The sequence below is a fragment of the Lentibacillus halophilus genome, from assembly GCF_055395055.1.
Window position 1 is genome coordinate 1522396 of sequence record NZ_AP043750.1, and the last position, 15791, is coordinate 1538186.

At 38.7% G+C, this 15791-nt stretch carries 16 protein-coding genes; 13 read left to right on the top strand and 3 right to left on the bottom strand.

Translation table 11 applies throughout. The features are described 5' to 3' along the window. Positions 1–20 precede the first annotated feature (20 nt). The 12 genes from hpaB to nhaC all read left to right on the top strand — a co-directional run bounded on the left by hpaB (position 21) and on the right by nhaC (position 11371). Positions 21–1496: a 4-hydroxyphenylacetate 3-monooxygenase, oxygenase component gene (gene hpaB, locus ACZ5Q7_RS07455; RefSeq protein ID WP_343752395.1), complete on the top strand. Its 1476-nt coding sequence runs from the start codon at positions 21–23 to the stop codon at positions 1494–1496. Positions 1497–1509: 13 nt separating this feature from the next. Beyond that, the gene (gene hpaD / locus ACZ5Q7_RS07460) at positions 1510–2499 is read left to right on the top strand and encodes a 3,4-dihydroxyphenylacetate 2,3-dioxygenase (RefSeq protein WP_343752394.1); all 990 of its coding nucleotides are present in this window, start codon (positions 1510–1512) and stop codon (positions 2497–2499) included. A gap of 42 nt (positions 2500–2541) precedes the next feature. Then, positions 2542–3360 carry an FAD synthetase family protein gene (locus ACZ5Q7_RS07465; RefSeq protein ID WP_343752393.1) on the top strand — a complete coding sequence of 273 codons (819 nt, stop codon included), beginning with the start codon at positions 2542–2544 and terminating at the stop codon, positions 3358–3360. Between the two features lie 22 nt (positions 3361–3382). Continuing rightward, entirely contained in the window at positions 3383–3856 is a 474-nt protein-coding gene (locus ACZ5Q7_RS07470) for a flavin reductase family protein (RefSeq protein ID WP_343752392.1), read from the top strand. Between the two features lie 106 nt (positions 3857–3962). Next, complete coding sequence (locus ACZ5Q7_RS07475) at positions 3963–4751, top strand: fumarylacetoacetate hydrolase family protein (protein ID WP_343752391.1); 789 nt, start codon at positions 3963–3965, stop codon at positions 4749–4751. Beyond that, positions 4751–5509: a fumarylacetoacetate hydrolase family protein gene (locus tag ACZ5Q7_RS07480; RefSeq protein WP_343752390.1), complete on the top strand. Its 759-nt coding sequence runs from the start codon at positions 4751–4753 to the stop codon at positions 5507–5509. Before ACZ5Q7_RS07475 ends, ACZ5Q7_RS07480 begins: the two co-directional genes overlap by 1 nt. Before the next feature lie 30 nt (positions 5510–5539). After that, positions 5540–5920: a 5-carboxymethyl-2-hydroxymuconate Delta-isomerase gene (locus ACZ5Q7_RS07485; RefSeq protein ID WP_343752389.1), complete on the top strand. Its 381-nt coding sequence runs from the start codon at positions 5540–5542 to the stop codon at positions 5918–5920. A 246-nt stretch (positions 5921–6166) separates the two neighbouring features. Continuing rightward, positions 6167–6814 carry a GntR family transcriptional regulator gene (locus ACZ5Q7_RS07490; RefSeq protein WP_343752388.1) on the top strand — a complete coding sequence of 216 codons (648 nt, stop codon included), beginning with the start codon at positions 6167–6169 and terminating at the stop codon, positions 6812–6814. Positions 6815–7035: 221 nt separating this feature from the next. Continuing rightward, positions 7036–7434, top strand: coding sequence for a thioesterase family protein (locus ACZ5Q7_RS07495; RefSeq protein WP_343752387.1), 399 nt, complete (start codon positions 7036–7038; stop codon positions 7432–7434). A gap of 360 nt (positions 7435–7794) precedes the next feature. Continuing rightward, positions 7795–8802: a thiamine pyrophosphate-dependent dehydrogenase E1 component subunit alpha gene (locus tag ACZ5Q7_RS07500; protein ID WP_343752386.1), complete on the top strand. Its 1008-nt coding sequence runs from the start codon at positions 7795–7797 to the stop codon at positions 8800–8802. After that, positions 8712–9812, top strand: a complete 1101-nt coding sequence (locus ACZ5Q7_RS07505) for a dihydrolipoamide acetyltransferase family protein (protein ID WP_425542365.1) — start codon at positions 8712–8714, stop codon at positions 9810–9812. The genes ACZ5Q7_RS07500 and ACZ5Q7_RS07505 overlap by 91 nt, the downstream gene beginning before the upstream one ends. A gap of 146 nt (positions 9813–9958) precedes the next feature. Next, positions 9959–11371: a Na+/H+ antiporter NhaC gene (gene nhaC, locus ACZ5Q7_RS07510; RefSeq protein WP_343752384.1), complete on the top strand. Its 1413-nt coding sequence runs from the start codon at positions 9959–9961 to the stop codon at positions 11369–11371. Between the two features lie 270 nt (positions 11372–11641). On the opposite strand, the gene ACZ5Q7_RS07515 is transcribed toward nhaC, so the two are convergent. The 3 genes from ACZ5Q7_RS07515 to ACZ5Q7_RS07525 are packed head-to-tail and all read right to left on the bottom strand — an operon-like array spanning position 11642 to position 14509. Then, a complete protein-coding gene (locus tag ACZ5Q7_RS07515) occupies positions 11642–12940 on the bottom strand; it encodes a TRAP transporter large permease (protein WP_343752383.1) in 1299 nt (432 codons plus the stop codon). After that, a complete protein-coding gene (locus ACZ5Q7_RS07520; protein WP_343752382.1) occupies positions 12937–13440 on the bottom strand; it encodes a TRAP transporter small permease in 504 nt (167 codons plus the stop codon). The genes ACZ5Q7_RS07515 and ACZ5Q7_RS07520 overlap by 4 nt, the downstream gene beginning before the upstream one ends. A gap of 19 nt (positions 13441–13459) precedes the next feature. Continuing rightward, on the bottom strand, positions 13460–14509 hold the full coding sequence (locus ACZ5Q7_RS07525; protein WP_343752381.1) for a TRAP transporter substrate-binding protein: 1050 nt from the start codon (positions 14507–14509) through the stop codon (positions 13460–13462). Between the two features lie 442 nt (positions 14510–14951). Here ACZ5Q7_RS07525 and ACZ5Q7_RS07530 point away from each other — a divergent pair, with 442 nt between their 5' ends. Then, positions 14952–15530, top strand: coding sequence for a TetR/AcrR family transcriptional regulator (locus tag ACZ5Q7_RS07530; protein WP_343752380.1), 579 nt, complete (start codon positions 14952–14954; stop codon positions 15528–15530). Positions 15531–15791 lie beyond the last annotated feature (261 nt).

Consider the following 15791-nt stretch of genomic DNA (forward strand, 5'->3'; position numbering starts at 1 on the left):
ATTAAAAGGAGGAAAAATATATGCCAGCAAAGACAGGACAGCAATATATTGATCGGCTAAAGAAAGCGAATAACAATGTGTACATTCATGGTGAAAGAGTAAACGATGTCACTGAGCATCCTGCATTTAAAAATGCTATTCAATCAATGGCTAAATTATATGATTTGCAACATGAAAAACCGGAAAAAATGCTTTACACTAATCCAAATACTGGAAATAGCGTTGGCAAAACCTTCATGACACCAAAGACAATTGATGATTTAATCCAGAGACGTGAAGCAATTATGGAATGGCAAAGCTTGTCTAACGGATTAATGGGTCGCTCACCAGATTACTTGAATGCTGATGTAATGGCCATGGGTGAAGCTAATGAATTTTTTGCTGAGGGCGATCCGATGTTTGCGGAGAACGCTAAAAACTATGCGGAATATGCACGTGAGAATGATATCAGTTTGACGCACACACTGATCCATCCGCAAGTTAATAGAGCTAAAATGCAAGCTGAGCAAAATGATGCGAATGTGGCGCTTCATCTTGAAGAGAAAACTGACGAAGGAATTATTGTTGATGGTATCAGACTATTGGCAACGCAAGGCGGTATTACGGATGAAATTCTCGTCTTCCCGTCTACTGTTAAAAAGTCAGGCGAACTCGATGACCCGTATTCCCTTGCCTTTGCGATTCCTAATAATGCGCCAGGACTGAAATTCTTGTCACGTGAGTCATTTGACCAAGATAAAAATAACTTTGATCATCCATTAAGCTCGAATTTTGAAGAAGGCGACACCATTGTATCTTTTGATCATGTATTAGTACCTTGGGACCGTGTATTTATATGTGAAAACTCGTCCATTTGCAACCGTGCCTTTGGCGAAACAAATGCTGTTGCTCATATGTCTCATCAGGTTGTTGCAAAAGGCGTTAAGAAAACAGAATTCTTGCTTGGTGTTGTCCTGACACTGATGGATTCCATAGGCATTGATGGATTCCAGCACGTAAAAGACAAAGGCACAGAAATCATGCTTAATCTTGAAATTATGAAATCACACCTGTATCGTGCTGAGCATAATGCTCAAATCGATAAGTGGGGTATGATGACACCTGACTTTGAAGCACTGGATGCAGCACGTAATTGGTATCCACGTATTTATCCACGGATGGCTGAAATCATTCGAATTCTCGGCGCATCGGGATTAATGAGTTTACCGACGTATGACGATTTTAATAATGATGAGATTGGTCCAATTCTTCACAGAGCCATGCAAGGTAAGAATGTGGAAGGGTATGAGCGTGTACAAATCTTCCGTCTGGCATGGGACTTGACCATGAGTGCTTTCGGAAATCGTCAAACGCATTATGAGTATTATTTCTTTGGTGATCCAATCAAAATGGGTATGACCTACTTTGATAACTATGATAAACAACCGTATAAAGATAGAGTTCAAGAATTCCTAAATAGCATGAACGTCTCAAAGCCGGGAACGGTTCAATCGTAAAGGAGGGAAATGAATGAGCCACTCATTTAACATCGTCCGTGCAGCACGTGCGATTATCAATGTAACAGATTTGGATGCTTCAAGAGATTTTTACGTCAATGGACTGGGGTTTATTGAAACTGAAGCGGACGAACGGCATATCTATTTAAGAGGATTGGAAGAACGGGGACACCATAGCTATGTTTTACAAAAGTCGAATGAGCCAGGTGTCGAAGTCATTAGTTATAAAGTTTCCCAAGAAAACGATCTTGATGAATTGGCCGCCTTCTTTGAGACTAAAGGAATGGAGCCTGTATGGATGGAAGAAGGAAGTCAGCATGCGGTGGGCCGCGCCCTCCGTGTGCAGGATGTTTCCGGTATTCCGGTTGAATTCTTTTATAAAATGGATAAAGTTGAACGCATGCTGCAACACTTTGATAAATATCAAGGCTCCAAGATGCAGCGGATTGACCATTTTAATTGCATGGTTCCGGATGTGCAAAAAGCGTATGATTTTTATACCAACGAATTAAACTATCGTTGTTCAGAATATACGGCAACCAATGACGATTCCGTTTGGGCAGCTTGGTTATATCGAAAACCAACTGTTCACGATGTAGCTTTTATGAATGGAAAAGGACCACGCCTGCACCATACTGGCTTTTGGCTAAGTGATCCTATGTGTGTTATTAATACGTGTGATGTGCTCGGATCACTGGGATATGCGTCTAATATTGAGCGCGGACCCGGTCGTCACGGTCTATCAAATGCCTTTTTCCTTTATTTACGGGATCCTGATGGCAACCGTGTGGAACTTTATACGGGAGACTATTTCACAGGAGATCCTGATTTTGACCCTATTCGCTGGGATTTGGATGACCCGCAGCGTGCCACATTCTGGGGACATGAACCACCGGAAAGCTGGTTTAACGAAGCGATGCAATTTCTTGACGTGAAAACGGGCGAGAAAATGAAAGTTGATGAAGGCACATTGTCACAAAGAATGCCGAGCTTTATGAATTAAATCATGACACAGTACCAGTACTGACTTAGGAGGAAAACAAGGATGCAAATCGTTTATTTATCACACCCGATAGAGCAAGCATTTACAAATGAGCAAGTCATGGCAATTGGTTTTTTTGATGGGATTCATCTGGGACATCAGGAATTGCTTCATCACGCAAAGCAGGTGGCGGAAGAAAAGAAGATTTTGTTTACAGCAATGACATTCAGCCCGCATCCGGATGAAATCATTAAAGGAGACAAAAATCGAAAATATTTAACGCCTTTGCCCCAAAAAATTAAAAAAATGGCTGAATACGGTGTGGAAAAATTATATGTTGTTACATTTGATAAACGATTTGCATCATTGCCTCCAATAGAATTTATTAATCATTATATTATAGGGACCCATTCAAAACATGTTGTCGTTGGATTTGATTTCACTTTTGGATTTAAGGCACGAGGTGACACACAATTTTTGAGAGATAAGTCACAATCTTGTGGTTATGAATTGAGTGTTATTGATAAAAAAACCTATATGGGTGAAAAAATAAGTTCCACACTTTTAAGAGAACTTTTAATGGAAGGAAAAGTTGCCAGTATTCCCCATTATTTGGGTGAAAATTACTGCGTGAATGCCAACGTAACAAGGGAAAACGGCGACTTTGTAACAGTTGCTGCTTCCGAACGTTACTTGCTCCCCAGCCACGGTGAGTATTATGTGAATATTATAGTGGGAGAAAGCGTTTACAATGGTGTGTTTTACCGAAATAAGCTTACTGAAAATGAATGTTTAGTAAATGATTCAGGGATTAAACAGGGAACAGAACTGACAATTGAATTTCTGGAAAAAGTGCATGTTGAGAGTATGGTTTCTTCATGAAAAACAAGAAAGGAGAATGGTGATGGATAAAAGAACATTTCGGAATGCAATGGGAAAGTTTGCGACGGGCGTTACGGTGATTACAACGAAAGTAGAGACAGAGACTCGTGGGATGACCGCCAATGCATTTATGTCTGTATCAATGGATCCTGAATTGATCACGATATCTGTGGATAATAATGCAGTTATGCTTGATAAAATTAAAGAATCCGGAAAATTCGCCGTTAATGTGCTGTCTAATGAACAACAAAAGATCTCGATGCATTTTGCCGGTCAAAAAGAATCGAACGAAGAAATTGATTTCGATACGATTAACGATGTGCCAGTCATAAAGAATGCTTTATCTTCTGTTGTATGTGATGTTGATCGAACCTATGTGGTTGGTGATCACACGCTGTTTATTGGAAAGGTCATGGACCTGCAACTTGAGGAAGGCGATCCATTGACATTTTACTGTGGAAAATATGGAAGCCATCAACCAGTAGAATATGCATAATAGAAGTCAGTTTAATAGAATTCCGTTTTTTTGGACCAGTTTAACTGCTGGTCTGTTTTTCTTGCATGTTACGAATAAATGGTTGCATATGAGGGAGTGATTTTTGGTGAGTAATGTTACAACGAAATTAAAAGGGATTCAGCAATGGTATGATGGAAGTGTATCATGGAAAGATAACACGATTAATATAAAAAACAAAACATACAACGTGGATGAGCTTCCATTGGATGTACCATTAAATGGCACAGTTTACGGCGCACTGCTTAATGATAAAGGAATGTACGACAAATTTGAACCGTCAATGAATCAAGATCCATATAAAGCTCCTCCCAAAGCTCCTGTTTTATATATAAAACCTGCTAATACCATTATTGGTTCTAAAACTGAGATACCACTGCCCAGCCATGTTTCTCAATTGCAAATGGGGGCTGCCTTGGCTGTTGTTATGGGAGAGCAGGCAACCAAAGTCAAGGAGCAGGACGCGTTTGATTATATAAAAGGCTATACTATTGTCAATGACGTAAGCATTCCGCATGAAAGTGTTTATCGTCCGGCTATAAAGGAAAAAGCACGCGATGGCTTCTGTCCCGTTGGTCCTTGGGTGGTTGATCGGGACTGTATTGACAACCCAAATGATTTAAATATACAAGTTTATGTCAATGGCCAATTAAAACAAGAAAATAACACTAATAACCTTATCAGGGATATCGGAAAACTTATTGCTGACGTCACATCGTTTATGACCCTTTATGCCGGTGATGCACTATTGGTTGGTATTTCAGACGAAGCCCCGCTTGCAGAAGAGGGTGATACCGTCACCATCACTATACCCGGTGTCGGAACATTGGAAAACTCGATACAAAAAGAAGAACTCGCGCTGGGAGGGACAACGTAATGAAACATGCCCGTGTCGTTTATAAGGGAACGATGTATCACGCTTTTGAAAAAAATGGTTCCGTTCAATTGAATGACGGCAGACTTGTGAATGAACATGATGTTGAATGGTTACCACCACTGACGCCAAGGACTGTATTTACGCTGGGGTTGAACTACGAAGATCATGCAAAAGAACTTTCCTTTAATTCTTCGCCAAGAGAACCCTTAGTATTTCTGAAAGGTCCTAATACGTTTACAGGCCATTTTGGTCAAGCGTATCGCCCGGAAGATGTCACATTTATGCATTATGAATGTGAGCTGGCGGTGGTCATTGGAGGTACAGCAAGAAATATTGATAAAAAAGATGCTTATCAATATGTAGCAGGTTATACCGTGGCCAATGATTATGTTATTAGGGATTATCTGGAAAATTATTATCGTCCCAATCTTTGTGCCAAAAACCGTGATTCACTTACCCCATTGGGCCCATGGTTTGTGGATGCTGAAGACATCGAGGATCCGATGCATTTGCCATTACGAACATATATAAATGGTGAATTAAAACAGGAAGGAAATACATGTGATATGATTCTTGGTGTACCTGAACTAATCGAGTATTTAAGCAGTTTTATGACGTTAAACACTGGAGATATTATTCTTACAGGGACGCCGAAAGGATCGGTTGACACAAACGTTGGCGATGAAGTGGTGACAGAAGTAGAAGGCGTTGGCAGACTGGTTAGTACCATTATTGGTGACGAAGCTTTTGTGAAATAATAGGCTGAAACACAAAAGGAGGCATAGACATTGCCACATTTTTATTTAGAGTATTCCGATAACATAAAAAATGAAACAAATATATCTGATCTGCTTCAGAAATTAAATGATGTATTCCTTTCCCATCATCATATTATTCCTGCTGGTGGTTTAAAAATGCGGGCAATGGAGTTTTCGGAATACGTTATTGCTGATGGTAAAGCAGATGATGCATTTGTCCATGCAACTCTGAAACTTGCCAAAGGGCGCACAGAAGAAGATAAAAAAGCGCTTTGTGAGGATCTTTTTGAAACAATGGAAACCCATTTTGACGAATTGCTTCAAAAACGTTATATAGGATTGTCTATGGAGTTTTACGAATTTGCCACACCCACGTACAAAAAAAGCAATATCCATACCCGTTTTAAGTAAGGACAAGGCGTTATTAAAATAAAACAGATTATTATAATACTAGGGCTAAAGAAGGGATCAACACCTTTTTAAGCCCTTTTTTTACTTCTTCATAAACAAAGTTATATACGTGTATTGTTATCCTCATTTTTAAAATCCAAGTTTGCTTGATTTCAACTAACTGAGGATTTTTCTTTTGGTATTTATATGATACAATAAATCCTCAATAGATAGAGTTTTTAATATTCGTAACTCTTGGAGGTTACTATGGATAAAATTGTTAAAAATGAGTCACTTCATCTACAAGCATACAATATCATAAAAGAAGGAATTTTAAAGGGCGATTATGAACCTTCGAAACGTGTGATCGAGGCAAAATTGGCTGACCGGATGGGGATAAGCAGAGGTCCTGTCAGAGAGGCTATTCGAATGCTCATTCAAGACGGCTTGCTCATCTATAACAATGGCTTCGTCCGTGTATACGAACCTACTATGCGGGATGTCGTAGAAATTTTTCAATGCCGCGAAAATCTTGAGACTTTATCGATTTCTTTGGCGATAAAAAACATAACAGATAATCAAAAAGACCAGATTGCAGATAATTTGGAGGAAACAAATAAAGCATTTGAACAGAATGATGGTGTTGAGTTAGGTAGATTGGATCAGCAATTTCATGACATTATTATGCAATCATCAAATAATAATCAACTTATCCAGTTATTAGGAGCTATTCGGACAAAAATACATTATATGCGAAACAGTATGGTGAACGGTGACTTTTATCCCTCATTTGTTGAGGAGCATAATCGAATATATGAATTAATATTGAAAGGGGAGGAAGAAACAGCAGAAAAAATAATGAAAGAGCATATAAGAAAAGGGTTGGAAGGGGTGTTAATGCACATTAACCATTAGCCATCCATTTTTTAAGCAGGTGCTGGTTTGTTTCATTCATCTGCTTATTTTTATTCATTATAAAGTCAACAGTTAACTGTTGACTTATATTTTAGGAGAGTGTATTATCCATTGTAGACAGAATATTTGATTTAAATATAATATTATTATTCTTAGGATTTATTTTTTTGTTCTGTCTTTGAAAGCGCTTTATAGACATGTTGGAATATGGAGAGGATTTGATGAAAAAAGGCTTGCATATGGGGAGTTCGACTTTTTTAACCGATACCGTAACACAGGATATGGTCGCTCAATTTGGCGGGGAGGTCGTTCATCCGGTCTATTCAACCGTGGCTATGGTCTATCACATGGAATGGACATCACGATTACTGGTTTTACCATTTCTGGATGAAAACGAGGAGGGTATGGGAGCGGAAGTATCCGTGAAACACATCGCCCCAACCGGACTGGGAACACAAGTCAATATAACCGCTACGGTAACTGATATGACAGATCATAAAGTTATAACGGAAGTACTGATAGAGAACGAACAAGGTCTGATTGGAAGGGGGGAAGTTAAACAAGCCATTCTTCCTAAAAAAACAGTTGAACTAAAAGTGAAAAAAAGTATGAATGAATGATTTAATGATGTTTAGCGAATGTGCCAATAGTGCGAAAGTGGAGGAAGGAATGATACTTATATAACATATCTTGAAAAAACACAACCTTTGGAACAGGACTTATTTCAAAAAAATGGCTAATCATGAACAGGTTATGTTCTGCAATGACCCATATTCCGGATTACATGCTATTATAGCAATTCACGATACAACACTTGGTCCGGCGCTAGGTGGCATATGAATGTACATTGGAAGCTGCCAAACAAAAAAAGTGAATTGAAGTTAAATGAACAATGTCATCTTAATAATTTCTTTTCACGAAAATGCAGGCCAAAAATGGGTCGTTAAAGATTAATAATGATCGGAAAGGTGAGGTGTTAAATGATGGAAAAGTACCCTTTGTTTCAAATAATTGATAAAAACGGCCATATCAGCAGTGATGACTATCAGACTGAAATAACAGAAGAAAACGTAAAATGGTTATATTATCACATGTTACGAATCCGGACGTATGATCGAAAGGGTGTATCGTTGCAACGTCAAGGACGAATTGGAACGTATGTACCGTTCTATGGCCAGGAAGCTTCGCAGGTCGGCAGTGCAGTTGCAATGAATGATGGGGATTGGTTGTTCCCAACATATCGGGATCATGGTGCATCACTGGCGTTCGGTGCTGATATGGATAGAATGCTTATGCATTGGAATGGTCGGCTTGAAGGATGCCTGCCCTCCAGAAATAAGCATATCATGCCGGGGTCGATACCGATAGCTACGCATCTTCCCCATGCCGTCGGTGTAGCTATGGCGGAAACATATAAGAACGCTGGAAATGTCTCCATTGCGTATTTTGGTGATGGTGCAACCTCGGAAGGAGACTTTCATGAGGGTCTAAATATGGGAAGTACGTTTAGCGCACCTGTCGTATTTTTTAACCAAAATAATGGATTTGCTATTTCCATGCCTGTGGAAAAACAAATGAATTCCGAAACGATTGCTCAAAAAGCAGAGGCCTATGACATTCCTGGAATCCGAGTTGATGGGATGGATGTATTTGCTGTATACATCGCTGTAAAAGAAGCCATTAACCGGGCGCGCAATGGTAAGGGTCCAACCCTGATTGAATCCGTAACATGGCGATTTGGTGCACATACGACAGCAGATGATCCATCAAAATACCGTGATCAAGAACAAATGGAACAGATTCAAAATAGTCTGGATCCGGTTTCACGATTGGAACGTTATATGCAAAATCATGACTTATGGGATAACGAGCGCTTATTGAAGTGCAAACAGATAAAATGGTTGCTGAAATCCCTGCACCAGCAGGAGGAACAATACAATTCATTCATTTCGATACCGGTAATACAGTGTCAGTCGGAGAGGTATTAATGGAAATCAATACGGGGGAGGAAAAAAAGGAGCCATCTTATACAGAGGAATCAAAACAGGTAGAAACAGGCGTTTCTTCGAATAAAACCGAAACAAGTAAGAACACAGCAGCTGTTTCTTCACCGCCCCGACGCATCAGAGCAGCACCGCATACAAGACGAATCGCCCGTGAAATGGGGGTTAATATTGAAAAAATTGATGGAACTGGACCATCTGGGCGAGTCATTGATGATGATGTTTATCGCTTTGCACAAGGAGGCGATTCCGTTAATGACACGTTTCCGGACAGCGATGCAGCTGTAAATAGTACGTCACAAGAAAAAGAAAGCGTTCCATTGACAGGTGTCAGAAAACAAATTGCTAAAAAGATGAGTGACTCTTGGAACACCATTCCACATGTTACCCATTTCGATGAAGCTGATATCACAAACCTGCTTAATTTTCGAGATGAGTTAAAGCAATCCGATGAAACTATTTCCGTCACATCCTTTTTTATTAAGGCTATAGTTATTTCATTACAGGATTATAAAGTCTTTAACGCTCGTTTGGATGAGGAAAATGAGATGATTGAACTGTTCAAAAGCTGTCATATAGGATTTGCGGCTGATACAAAAGAAGGTGTCATGGTTCCAGCTATACAGAATGCTGATAAGAAGACGATTAAAACAATCAATAAAGAAATGAAAGCACTGACTGAAAAAGCTCAGGAGGGAAATTTGTCCCCTTCTGATATGAAAAATAGCACATTCACCGTCAATAATGTTGGACCATTGGGAGGAACAGCAGCAACGCCGATCATCAACAAACCGCATACGGGTATTATTTCCTTCCATAAAACTAAAAAAAAGCCTGCCGTGATTGAAAATGATGAAATAGCGATACGATCTATTATGACGATTTCTTTCTCATTTGATCATCGTGTAGCAGATGGAGCACGCGCTATTGAATTTATCAATCGGTTTATAGACCTGATTGAAAATCCCAAAAAGCTGTTTTTGGAACTAGCCTAAAGAAACTGTCTTTATGGAAGAGGAAGGCGAATCATTATATAGAAAAAGTATCTTAAATTCCTAACTTGGACTGGAAAAAAGCGTGGCAAGGTAATATAGTTAATGTGGGGTTAATGAACGTAAAAATTGAGTAAGGGAGCGTTTACATGTATCGGATTCAGCCTGTTCAAAAGCCTTCTTTCATAGAGGCATTTCTTTTAACCGTTGCCATTATAGCGGTTATTAGCGCTAGTATTATATTTTTGGACGCAGCCCCACATGTTCCTTTGGCGATTGTGCTTTTGGCACTTGTGCTTTATGGACTTATGAAGAATGTATCTTATAAAATACTTGAAGGAGGTATTGTCGAAGGAGCTAAAAGTGGCATGGGAGCCGTATTTATTTTCTTTTTCATTGGTATTCTCGTGGCGTCCTGGATGTTGGGCGGGACGATTCCAACTTTGGTTTATGCAGGATTTAATTTAGTTACGCCAAATTTTTATTACGTCGTTGTTTTTGTTGTGACATCGTTTATTGGTTTCTTTATTGGCAGTTCGCTTACAACCATAGCTACTGTCGGTGTAGCATTTATCAGTATTTCAGGTGCTGTTGATGTATCATTAGCAATTACTGCGGGAGCTATTGTATCAGGTGCTCTCTTTAGTGATAAAATGTCACCGATATCGGATACAACCAACATGGCTTCAACGACATTAAATGTAGATTTGTTTACGCATATTAGAAATATGATGTGGACAACGGTTCCCGCATTTATTGTTACATTGATTATATTTGCTATTATCTCGCCGCAATTGCAAAATGCAAATTTTGAGCAAATGAAACATTTTCAAGCTGGCCTTTTGGACACGGGTCTGATTCATTGGACTAACGCTGTCATCCCTCTTGCCGTGTTGTTTATATGCTCGATTATCAGAATGCCGGCTATTCTTACACTTGCCGCGGGCTCATTAAGTGCAATTATCCTCTCATTTATTAATGGCTCCACATCGATTCAACATTTGTTTGATGTTCTTATGGGAGGCTTTGTGTCGGATACAGGGGTGGAACAAATTGACTCATTGCTAACCCGGGGCGGAATTGAAAGCATGCTATTTACTATTGGTATTATTCTGCTGGCATTGAGTATGGGTGGTTTGCTGTTTTTATTGGGCATTATTCCAACATTGCTTGAATCCATTGAACATCTACTGAGGAAAACGTATCAAGTTATTACGGCATCAGCTCTTACAGCCATCGCTGTCAACGTATTAATCGGTGAACAATATCTATCAATTTTGTTAACAGGTGAAACATACCAGAATCAATATGAAAAAGTCGGCCTTGCCAATAAAAACTTATCAAGGGTGGCAGAAGATGCTGGTACAGTGATTAACCCATTGGTTCCCTGGAGTGTGATCGGTGTTTTTACGGCAACGACGTTAGATGTTTCCACTCTGGCTTATTTACCTTTTTCCTTTTTCTGTTTAATTTCTCCGATTTTAACAGTATTTTTTGGGTATACAGGATGGACATTGACATATAATTCCTCGAGCGATACGGAAAACGGATTAACTAAATAAAGGTAGTATGTATGAATCCGGAACAGTCAACTTTTTTCAGGCATCATTCCGTTGTTTGTTTTAATACTTGCAGCGGCACTCTCGATAGTTGCTTTTGCAATGGAATTCTATCAATTTAATAACATAACGAGCATTATATTTAAATAAAATAAGAACTAGAAAAGAGCCACATACGGAAAAATCGCATGTGGCTCTTTGAAATAATCGGTCGGTAATAGCAGTATGTTATTCGCTTTATTTGCATTGTTGTTTTCAACCTTTTTCCGTTTTTTACATCAATTTGGGCAGGAATGTGACAATCTCTGGAAAGATGAGAACCAAAGCAAGGCATAGAATCATCATAAATAGCATAGGAATGACACCTCGGAAAATACGCTGAATGGGTACGTCTTTCGCGACACCACTAATAATATAAACACTTAATCCGAGTGGAGGCGTGATCAATCCAATGTTCATGACCAAAATCATAACAACCCCAAACCAGACGCCATCAAAACCAAGTGTTGTTATTAATGGATAAACGACTGGCAAGGTAAGTACAAAAATCGCAATCCCCTCTAAAAACAGTCCCAATACAAAATAAATCAGTAAAATAAATATCATAATGAGAACGGCCGGCATATCCAAATTCGCAACAAATTGTGTAGTGGCTGAGGGAATCCGGCTCAGTGCCAAAAATTTACTGAAAACATCCGCACCAATTAAGATAAAAAAGATGGTTGCCGTTAAATGGGTCGTTTCATTTAGTGATTTTTTAAAATCACTCCAGCTTAATCGTCTTGTCAGAATAGCTAGGACGAGCGCACCGAATGCACCTACGCCTCCAGCTTCGGTCGGTGTAAAAAATCCAAAATAGATGCCGCCGATACTGAGTGCAAACAATGCAAAAAAAGGCCATACACTTTTCAGTGACTTTATTTTCACCATCAAACCTTTTTTATCACTTACTGGGGCCAGTTCCGGATTTCGCATAACCATGACGTAAATAACAATCATAAATAAGCCCATCTGTAATAGTCCAGGAACAAGCCCTGCAATCAAAAGTTCTCCAATCGGCTCCATTGTCAAAATGCCGTATAATACGAGGATAACACTTGGAGGAATTAGAATCCCCAATGTTCCACCGGCAGCTACACAGGACGTCGATAATGCATCGTCATAGCGATATTTTTTCATCTCCGGAAGGGAAATACGGGCCATTGTTGCCGTCGTGGCATTAACCGATCCTGAGATGGCTGAAAATAATGCACTGGTACCAATCGTGGTCATAGCCAGTCCGCCTTTAATGTGTCCAATCCAAGCATCAACGGCTTTGTATAAGTCATGGCCGAAACCACTATAAGACAAAAACATTCCCATTAAAATAAACAGTGGGATAACACTTAATGAGTAAGAACTTGCAGTGGAAAACGGCGTTGTCCCCAATTGAACAAGTGCCGAATCCCAATCACGTATCATAGCAAGTCCAATGACCCCGACAAATACCAAAGAAATACTGACAGGAACCCGCAATAAAAACATGGCAAATAATACGATGATTCCAAGTAATCCGATCATTTCTGGGCTCATTTTTTATTCACCGCCAATCCGAAGTACGTTAATGCTTTGAATATCGCAGTTAAGGCAAAGATGATAAGCGCGAACGTAATGACAAAGATAAACGGGTGAATAGAAATAGCCAAATCAGTCGTTGTCGCTTTTCGTTCCATTGTGCGGACACCATTTTCATACATATAGAAGGACATGAAAAACACAATACAGGCTATCAGTATTTCCACTAAGCCATTAATAACATTCCGAACTTTTTCAGAAAAGCGATCCACAAGAAAATCAATTGTAATATGATCGTCTTGTTTATGTGTTACGGCTAAAGCAAAAAATACTAGTAAAGCTGCCCCGAGTTCTGTCATTTCAAATGTTCCTTTTAATGGTTGATTGAAGATATTACGACCGAGTACATCAATTGTAATAATGGACATAATAAAAACTAGAAATATATTTGAAATGAACTGCTGTATACGTACAATTTTTTGTACGAACCTTTCCGATTTCTCGATCATTTTCGACATATTGTATTCCCTTCTCTATCTATTTGTTACTCAATTCGACAGCACGGTCATAAACTTTCTGACCGGGCAGACCACGATCTTCTACATCGTCAATCCAATTTTGGATGGTTGGTTCAATATACTCTTTCCAATTATTCAGCTCGTCGTCGCTCAGCTCGTATATTTCAACACCTTTATCTTTTGCTTGCTTAACAGCATCTTTGCCGAATTGGTCGAAACGCTCACCTGTTTTTTCCGCCATTCGTTTGCCGGTCAGTTCATTGATTGCTTCTTGATTTTTTTTGCTCAGATCATCCCAGACTCCTTGGTTCATAACAACAAACATGGTCGTGGAATAAAAATTTCCAATTGTAGCATAATCGACAACTTCATCCAATCCCCATGTTTTGACAGCTTCCCAAGGTGCGATGGTGCCATCGACAACGCCTCTTTCCAATGCTTCAAAGTTTTCATTCATCGGCATGGAAACCGGTGTTGCTCCCAGCGCCTCAAGCCATTCACTTGTTTCCGGGGAAGGGGAGCGAATTTTCATACCTTCCAGATCCTCTACACTTTTCACTTGTTTTCCAACAGTGAAGAGTTGCCCTGGATCGGTGGTGTATAGCCATAAAGGTTTGGTGCCAGCGTATTCATCATCAAATTCATCAAATTCATTGTAAATTTTCCATAAATTTTTGGAACCTTCAACCGCATTTTCCGACATAAACGGCAATTCCATGACAGAGGTCAACGGAAACTGATTCGGCGTATACCCATGAACACTCAAGGCTATATCAACAGATCCTGTTGCTGCAGCGTCATAATGTTTATCCGGTTCAGCCAAAGAAGCTCCTGGATACGATGTGATGCTGACGTCTCCATCGGTTTTATCCTTAAGATCCTTGCTGAATTGCTTTATTTCTTCTTCCATAAAGTGCGAGGAAGGGAAAAAATGGGAGAAATCCAAATTCTTTGCCGCATCACCACTTGCTTCCGACGTATCATCGCCTCCACACGCAGTGAGTGCAATCAGTATTCCAGTTAACAGTAGACTGAAAAATAGATTGGTTTTAGAAAACACATGTCGCATTTTGTCATGACTCTCCTTTTCTATTGGGATTGTAGGTGAAGCGGAACCACACGTCGTCATGTGCAAACGCTTACTGTTACAGAAACATTAACAAAATTATATAAGATTTCTTATAGGATGACAAGTACTTTTGATTCTATTATTAACTTTTTAAATTGATAAATATATGTTAATAGTGCTAATAAATCGATGACACCCCTGACTCAAATGTAATCTAGTCCTCTTTTTTGTTATTTGCCTAATATTCTTTTCACTATTATACTTTCAATGCTGCGTTTCTATTGTTTAAGGATGTGATATGTAATTCGATCCTTGTAAAATTCAATAGATTATTTAAGAAGCAAACCATCGAATGCTGCATACATTGGAATAGCATGTCGAAATGAAACACCAGTTGTAAGATATACATAAAAGTCATTTACCGTCTGGAAGGAGTTCAGAAATGAAATTAACAGAAACAAAAATTAGGGAAAATGCATTGAAACTTTTTATTCAAAAAGGCATTAATGATACGTCACTCAGTGATATAGGGGAAGAGGTTGGAATAAAAAAACAATCGATATATACACACTTTAAAAATAAAAATGAATTGATTTTGACTGTTATGAATCAGGTTGTTCAAGAAGAGGTTACCTTTTTAAATGATTATTTTGATAAATCTAAGGATCACTCATTATATGAAATATTGTACAATTTTATCAACAAATTAAAGAGCCGGTTTATATCACATGGTGAAGAAAATATTAAATTTTTATTAAGAATGATGTTTTTACCGCCGAATAATATTGAAAACACTGTTATTGTAAAAGCATTTACTTTCTACAATCAGATACAAAGTCATATAGAGGAAACCATTACAAGTCATCAACAAACAATAAATATAGAAGCAGAAAAGGCTAAGTTATCTTATATGAACTTATTTGATGGCCTTCTTGTCGAACTTGTGTATGTAAATATAGAAAACTTTGAGTATAGGTTTCAGCATTCATGGGATATCTATTGGAGAGGGATAACGCAATAGTTGATAGCTACTTTCAGGACACACGTATTTTACGACACGATTTTTTAATAATTCCGACTTGCGTTAATTAGTTGAATTGGTTATAATATCAATAACTTACGAACGTTCGTAAGGATAAATGGAGGTGATTATTTAAAACAGTTATCAAGCTACTAAAAGATGGATATTAAAAATCATTGTATCATAAAGGAAAAATGAGGATATCAAATTAGACTCTTGAAGTTTCATTTTGCCAAGTAGATAAGTAATGTGAGCGCACTG